The sequence below is a fragment of the Nonomuraea sp. NPDC049625 genome (genome assembly GCF_040675285.1).
GTDB classification, from domain to species: Bacteria; Actinomycetota; Actinomycetes; order Streptosporangiales; family Streptosporangiaceae; genus Nonomuraea; species Nonomuraea angiospora_A.
On the sequence record NZ_JBFAOQ010000031.1, the window covers coordinates 78,009 to 85,825 of the forward strand.

Annotated in this window: 5 protein-coding genes; 3 read left to right on the forward strand and 2 right to left on the reverse strand. The window is 67.1% G+C overall.

The features are described from left to right. Positions 1 to 648 precede the first annotated feature (648 nt). Positions 649 to 2,628: an alpha-L-fucosidase gene (locus tag AB0J87_RS60790; protein ID WP_363984639.1), complete on the forward strand. Its 1,980-nt coding sequence runs from the start codon at positions 649 to 651 to the stop codon at positions 2,626 to 2,628. Between the two features lie 48 nt (positions 2,629 to 2,676). On the opposite strand, the gene AB0J87_RS60795 is transcribed toward AB0J87_RS60790, so the two are convergent. Then, positions 2,677 to 3,018: an aldo/keto reductase gene (locus AB0J87_RS60795; RefSeq protein WP_363984641.1), complete on the reverse strand. Its 342-nt coding sequence runs from the start codon at positions 3,016 to 3,018 to the stop codon at positions 2,677 to 2,679. 1,013 nt (positions 3,019 to 4,031) lie between these two features. Then, positions 4,032 to 5,300 (reverse strand): cellulose binding domain-containing protein, encoded by a 1,269-nt coding sequence (locus AB0J87_RS60800; protein ID WP_363984643.1) that lies wholly within the window; start codon positions 5,298 to 5,300, stop codon positions 4,032 to 4,034. 641 nt (positions 5,301 to 5,941) lie between these two features. Here AB0J87_RS60800 and AB0J87_RS60805 point away from each other — a divergent pair. Next, positions 5,942 to 7,213, forward strand: coding sequence for a cellulose binding domain-containing protein (locus tag AB0J87_RS60805; protein WP_363984645.1), 1,272 nt, complete (start codon positions 5,942 to 5,944; stop codon positions 7,211 to 7,213). Between the two features lie 62 nt (positions 7,214 to 7,275). Then, the coding region (locus AB0J87_RS60810) for a glycoside hydrolase family 27 protein (RefSeq protein WP_363984647.1) at positions 7,276 to 7,817 on the forward strand (542 nt) is incomplete at its 3' end.

Sequence of the window (7,817 nt, forward strand, 5' to 3'; positions counted from 1 at the left end):
ACCGCCTCGTAGAGATGTCCGGTTGCTCGTTATCGATAACCTCACCGTTTGGATGCTCCATCACACCTGTCAAGCCCAGCCGTCCGAGCCGGTCCGGCGGGTGCCACAGGCCGCTGCACGGCGATGCACCCGTGTAGATGGTCATCTTGGGACAGGAGCGAAATCCCGCCCCGTCGTCGGGCCGCCTCAGCAGGGTGATGTGAGCGGTAACGCACGCCCGCTGGATGAAAGATTCACGACCGGGCCGTTCGGCCAAGTGCTCCCGGACCCTCTTCCGGACATGCTCTTTCCGCCTCTACTACCTGGCCGATGTGGCGACTTCACGTGGCCGGCCGTACCTTTCCCGCAAAACGGCGTGCCCCTTCAACTGGGATTTCCTCTTCTGCGCTGCCCATTTGGCCGCTGCCGCACCGGGCCTTTCGGCAAGCTCGGCACGAAGGGCGGCCCAGACCACCGGGACTGTCGCCATCATTCAAGATCTCAGTCGCCTGTCAGCGGAGGATCCAACGCTTGCGGGAGAGCCGACGTGAATTTATGTTATCGCTAACACCCACTGAAGCTCACGCCTCACCCATCTACGTCGCTCTATGGATTTTCACAACCTCTTCAACCCTGACAGGGGCTTCCCCCTCCTGAGAGGTTCCGCCCATGGCATCGTCATCATTCCCGTTCAGTCGCCGCAGGCTGCTCACCACCGCCGGGATCGCCACGGCCGGCGGCCTGCTGGGCGTCGGCACCGCGCGAGCCGTCAGTGCTCCGAGCAGCTACACCCCGACGTGGTCATCGCTCGATCAGCACCCGCCGGCTCCGGAGTGGTTCCAGGACGCAAAGTTCGGCATCTACTTCCACTGGGGAGTCTTCAGCGTCCCCGCGTTCGCCAACGAGTGGTATCCGCGCAACATGTACAACAACGGTTCAAATGAGAACAATCACCACAAGAGCGTCTTCGGTGATCCCTCGGTGTGGCCGTACCACAACTTCATCAACGGCGCGCGGGACAAGGCAGGCAACTGGGTGCAGTTCGCGCCGAAGCTGAAGTCCGCCGGCGGCAACTTCGACCCCAACGAGTGGGCCCAGCTGTTCGCCGACGCGGGTGCCAAATTCGCGGGACCGGTGGCCGAGCACCATGACGGTTATTCGATGTGGAACAGCAGGGTGAACGAGTGGAACTCGGTGGCCACCGGGCCCAGGCTCGACCTGCTGCGGTTACACGCCGACGCCATCCGGGCCAAGGGCCTGAAGTTGCTGGTGTCCCTGCACCACGCATTCAACTTCACCGGCTTCTACCAGTGGGCGCCATCGCAGTCCACCACCACCCTCAGGAAGCTGTACGGCCAGCTCGACAGGGCCACGGAGAATCAGCTCTGGTACGACAAGCTCAAGGAGGTCATCGACGGCTACCAGCCCGACATCATCTGGCAGGACTTCAACCTGAGTCAGGTCCCCGAGTCCCAGCGCCTGAACTTCCTCGCCTCCTACTACAACCAGGCCATCGCCTGGAACAAGGACGTGGTCGCCACCTACAAGGACGGGTTCAACACCAGGGGCGAGGTCTTCGACTACGAACGCGGCGGGCCGGCGGACATCCAGAGTCCCTTCTGGCTGACCGACGACAGCATCTCCAGCTCCAGCTGGTGCTACACCGTGGGCATCGGCTACTACTCGCTCAACGCCATGCTGCACGCGCTGATCGACCGGGTCAGCAAGAACGGCAACATGCTGCTGAACATCGCCCCCATGGCCGACGGCACCATCCCGTCCGGGCAGCGGTCGATCCTGCTGGGCATCGGGGACTATCTGAAGCGTTTCGGTGAATCCATCTACGCCACCCGGGCCTGGACGAGCTACGGCGAGGGCCCGACCAAGATGGGCGGAGGTTCCTTCGTCGAGCCACGACCGGGAACCAACCGGGACATCCGCTTCACCCGCAGCAAGGACGGCACCGTGCTGTACGCCACCGTGCTGGGCTGGCCCGGCGGCACCCTGGACATCACGACGCTGAACTCGAACCGGATCAACCTCGGCAACCTGGCCTCGGCGCAACTCCTGGGCCCCACGGCCGGCTCGTACATCAACCTGCCCAACCGCACCCAGGACGGTTCCGCCCTGCACATCTCCATGCCCTCGTCCACGGCGCCGTTCAGCGCCCCGGCGTATGTGGTCAAGCTGTCCTTCAACGGCCAGATTCCCGCCCTGGGCTCGGGCCCTCTCCCGACCACCTGGGTGCGGATCGCCAACGTCACCACCAACCTCGTCCTCGACAGCGGCGGCAACGTCGCCTCCGGCTCGGCGCTCAAGCAGTGGACCTACGACGGCAGCACCAACCTGCAGTGGCAGCTGGCCGACCTGGGCAACGGGTACCACCGGCTCGTCAACCGCACCAACGGCATGGTCGCCGACAGCGGGGGCAACGCCGCCAACGGCGCCTCCTGCGTGCAAGCCGCCTGGAACGGCGGCAACAACCAGCAGTGGAGACTCAACAACCTCGGCAACGGCCGCTACCAGATCATCAACCGCGGTACCGGCACCGCGCTGGACAGCGGCGGCAACACCACCGTGGGCTCCAATGTGAAGCTGTGGAGTCCCGACTCCAGCACCAACCTCCAATGGACCATCACCGCCGTCTGATCGGCCCATCGCACTTCGACCTGCTCGGGGCCGGCGCCAGCGGTGCGGTCAGGCAAGCGCGTTCAGCCGTGCCACCTCGTCGTCCGGCAAGGCGAGCTTGGCCGCCCGCAGGTTCTCGGCGAGGTGTTCCAGAGACGTGGTGCCGGGAATCGGCAGCACGACCGGGGAGATGTGCAGCAGCCAGGCCGGGGCGACCTGAGCCGGCGTCGCGCCGACCTCAGCCGCGATCTCCGCGACCGGGCTGCCTGGCTGGGCGAGGCCGCCCGGTGGCGATCGGGAACCAGGGAATGAAGGCGAAGCCCTCGGCGGTCGCGTAGTCCAAGACGGCCTGCGACTGGCGGGTTGACGAGGTTGTAGAGGTTCTGGACGCTGGCGATCTCGGTGATCCACCGCGCCTCTTGCAGCTGCAACACCATGATGCGGCGCACCTTGCCCTGCTGCTTGAGGTAGGCGGGGCGGCCGACCGGCACGAAGGCACCTGGGCAGGTATGGGCTGTTCCCGCCTTGGGCGCGACGATTACGCCCGGCGGGTTCGGCTCCGTCGGGTCACCCAGGAGGTCCTGCCCACCTGCGCGCGCAAGGCTTCGGGCACATCATCCAGATCTCCACGATCGGCGACATCGGCGACTTCAGCACTAACTGGGCCGGTTCTTCCGCCGTCCATGCCGAACCCGACTCCGCCTACGACAGCGTCAGGGCCGCCCTGGCTGCCCGAAGAGGCTCCAGCAGCCCTGGTAATCCCGCCGCCGGTTCCGCCCTTCTGATGATCGTCGGCCCAGACTACCCACCTCTGCGGGTGCTCTTCGGCGAGCAGTCCACCCAGTTGATGAAGGCCCTGTACGACCAGCGCCTGCGGACCTGAACCGACTGGGACCACGTGTCCCCCGCCGCGCAAGGCTGACCACTGTCCGCACAGCCGTGGCGAGGGCACGGCGCCTGCCACCCAGGACAGACATTGAGCAACCCGCTACTGGCAGGGACACGGTCTTTGGACAGGACTCAAGGTCCAGGACCCCGGAATGCTCACCCGCCAGCGGCTACCAACCCGAAGCCTGCCCGATCACCCACGAGCAACTCCGTTATCTCTCATGACCAACGCGTACCAGGCGTTGGTGTCCACGACGGCGGCTGAGGCAGCCGTGTCGAGGCTGACCGTCATGCTGCCCAGGAGGGCCGTCACCCCGGGTGACGATCATCACGGCCCAGCGGCGGCAGCGCCTTGCTCCAACATGGGTGCTCCTTCGTCCGGGAATGACGGGCCTCAGCCGGTCCGGTGAGGCCCGCCATCAGCGCGTACATGTCCAGTGGGCGCCCAGCCTCGGCAAGTTCGACGTCGGGCCCGCCGGGACGGGCTGATCCAGCGCCCCGAAACTCGCGCCCGGCCCAGTAGCGGACGCTGCCTATCAGGCAGCGGTGCAGGTCGCGCCGTTGAGGGTGAATGAGGTCGGCTTGGCAGGGTTTCCGGTGTGGGTGGCCTGGAAGCCGATGCTGATCGATGCGCCTGGAGCGATGTTGGCGTTGTACGAGACGTTCCTGGCCGTCACCTGACCGGAGGCGGGCGAGTACGTGGCGTTCCAGCCGGAGGTGATGGCCTGCCCGCCGGGCAGTGTGAAGGCCAGGGACCAGCCGTTGATCGCGGCGGTGCCGGTATTGGTGACGGTGATGTCCGCGGTCAGGCCGCTGTTCCAGGAGTTGACGGTGGTGGCGACCCGGCAGGCTCCGGTCCCCGGGTCCGGATCAGGGTCCTGGCCGCTCTGGAACTGGGTGAAGAACTTCCACACCTCTGCCGGGACCCAGGTCCGCGAGCCGCTGTCGCCGCCGGCCCCGTCCTGTGGCGCGGCGATGTGACCTTCGTCGAACGCCGCCCACACGACCGGATGCCCGGCCGAGCACCCGGAGTAGGTGGTGACCCGGTGCGTCAGGCTGCCCTGCGCCGGCTCGGGCGGGCTCTGGGCGGTGCAGCCGTTGTTCCGGACGAACCTGTCGCGCAACGATCTTCCAGCGGAGATGTTGTCCCTGATGCCATGTACCCCGAGGTATGCGACGGGCTGGGTGCCACCGCTGCACCCGCTGATCTGCCCTGGGGCGGATTGGGCCGCGACCGCGCGGAAGACATTCGGCCGGGCACATGCCAGTGCGAAACTCATGGCTCCGCCGTAACTGAACCCCACGGCGAAGCGCTGCGTCGTGTCGACGCAGAGATCCGCCTCGATCTGCCTGATCATGTCGTCGACGAAGGTCACGTCCTCGCCTCCGGCATTGGCCCAGCCGTTGTCGAGCCCCTGGGGCGCGACGAAGATCGTGCTGTTGTTCGCCAGCCGCTGCAGGCCGTAGTAGGCCCAGACGTCCCGCTGCACGGTCTGGCCCGTGGCCACGTCCGTGGCAGTGCCGCCCCACCAGTGGAGACCGAAGATCAACCGATAAGGGTGGCTGCTGTTGTAATTGTCGGGGATCCGCAGGATGTAAGTGCGGCTCTTGCCACCGCTCTGAATCTGGTTCGTGCCGTTCCTCAGCGTTGGGGCCTTCCCGCACCCGGCAGTCGCCGCAGCGGTGCCGGACGGCGTGGTTGTGCTGGAGTCGGCACTCATCGCCGGTCGTCCCGCGCCTAGGACGAGCAGCGATGCGATCGCGATGGCGGTGAAGAAGGATCTATGCCGTGACAGGGAAACCATCTACTGCTCCTTCTAGGGCGATATGTGATCGATCACACATGAGGCCGTCCTATCCCCCTTCAAAGGGCTGAGGTGTGGTGCAGCGGAGCAAATATGACGCCGGTGGGGCCTGTCAAGATCGAGCCTTCTCCCCTCGGGGACCGCTCTCCGGCAGGACGCGTTCCGCACGTTTTTGACCAGGGATGCGGTCGCGATGGCCGCCGACGAGCCACGATGAAACTTTCACCGTGCCTTGACAATGCGGCGGGCGCAGCCCTACATCGTGGTGTTACCGATAACGCATTTCCGGATCGGCTCCGAGCAGTTCCGCCGCCGATGCCGCCCGACACGGAGGCCCCCCTCGTCCAGCCGTGTCTCCACCCCCAGGAGAAGGAACATGCAGCAGACCTCGCCCTGCCCGCCCGCCGTACGCGGCACTCGCCCGCAGCCGCGGCCAGGCGTGTCACGGTGGCGCTCGTCACCGCGTTGACCTGGGCCACACCATCGTCACGGCCCCGCGCTGAGACAACGGTCGGTCGCCACGCTGCTACGGCTCGGCCGACGGCAGAGCGCGCATGCCGACCGGAGGGCGCCTTCAACCCCCTGCGACTGTTCCTCCCATCGACGTACGCCGACACCGGCTCGGCAGAGAGAGTTGCGCGATGTCCAGACGTAGACCCTTGTTGACCGCCTTAGCGGTCGTGGCGCTCGTCGTCCTGGTGGCCACAGGCGGCCCGGCGCTGAGTGCCGACTCCGGCAGGACGTCACCCGGTGCCGTCGCGGCGACCGCGGGATGCGGCAAGGCACCGGGGCTGGCCAGCGGTACGCGTTCGATCCAGACCAGCGGCAAGAACCGCAGCTACATCCTCAAGGTCCCCGACACCTACGACATGAACCACCCCTACCGGCTGATCTTCGGGCTCCACTGGCTGGGCGGCACCGCCACCGACGTCGCCACCGGCCAGACCGTGCAACGGGACGTCTGGGCCTACTACGGGCTCCAGCGCCTGGCCAACAACAGCACGATCTTCGTCGCCCCTCAGGGCTTCAACAACGGCTGGGGCAACTCCAACGGCGAGGACCTGACCTTCGTCGACGACCTGGTCCGGCAGATCGAGGGAGCTCTCTGCGTCGACACCACGCAACTGTTCGCCACGGGTTTCAGCTACGGCGGCGCCATGTCGTACGCGATCGCCTGCGCCCGCGCCAACGTCTTCCGCGCGGTCGCGGTCCAGTCCGGCGGCCAGCTCAGCGGCTGCAGTGGCGGCACCCAGCCCATCGCCTACATGGGGATCCACGGCATCAGGGACAACGTGCTCACCATCTCCGGCGGACGATCCCTGCGTGACCGGTTCGTCCGGAACAACGGCTGCACCGCCCAGAGCCCGCCCGAGCCGGCGCAGGGCAGCCTGACGCACCGGGTCACCACCTACTCCGGGTGCTCGGCCGGGCATCCGGTCGTGTGGGCGGCGTTCGACGAAGGTCACATCGCCGCGCCACAGGACGGGGCCGGCGGCGACAGCGGCTCGCGGACCTGGGTCCCGGCAGAGGTGTGGAAGTTCTTCACCCAGTTCCAGAGCGGCCCGACACCCACACCGACCCCGACCCCGACTCCCACGCCGACGCCGACGCCTGTTCCGGGGGCGTGTTCGGCCACGTTGGAGACGGTCAACAGCTGGGACGGCGGGTTCCAGTCGACGGTGACGGTCCGGGCGGGCAGCGCGCCGGTCGACGGCTGGACCGTGAAGTGGACCTGGCCCGGCGGGCAGAGCATCAGCAGCCTGTGGAACGGCACGCAGAGCGGCTCCGGCTCCGCCGTGACGGTCCGCAACGCCTCCTACAACGGCTCCCTCGCCGCGGGCGCCTCCACCACCTTCGGCTTCACCGCCAACGGCACCGCGGCCACCCCCACCGCCACCTGCACCAGCCCCTGACCTGTCGTTCATCCGGGCCGGCCGACACCACGTCACCGAGGCCGGCCACTTTAGGAGGGCCCTTGCGCACGGTCGGAACGCTTCTCGCCGCCGGCATTCTCATCGGCGGTCTGATCGCCCTGGAAGACCAGGCCGGCGCCCTGGACAACGGGGTCGCCCGCACACCCCCCATGGGCTGGAACAGCTGGAACACCTTCGGCTGCAACATCAACGAGACCCTGATCAAGCAGATGGCCGACGCCATCGTCAACTCCGGCCTGCGTGACCTCGGCTACAAGTACGTCGTGGTCGACGACTGCTGGTTCGACCCCGCCCGCGACCCGGCGGGGAACCTGCGGGGCAACCCCTCGCGCTTCCCCGGCGGGATGAAGGCCCTCGGCGACTACCTGCACGCCAAAGGGCTGAAGTTCGGCATCTACCAGGTGCCCGTGGACAAGACCTGCGCCCAGTACTTCGGCGGCTACCCGGGCGCGACCGGAAGCCAGGGGCACGAGGTCCAGGACGCCAAGCAGTTCGCCGCCTGGGGCGTGGACTACCTGAAGTACGACTGGTGCTCGCCCAACGGCACCATCGACGACCAGGTCCGCACGTTCGCGAAGATGCG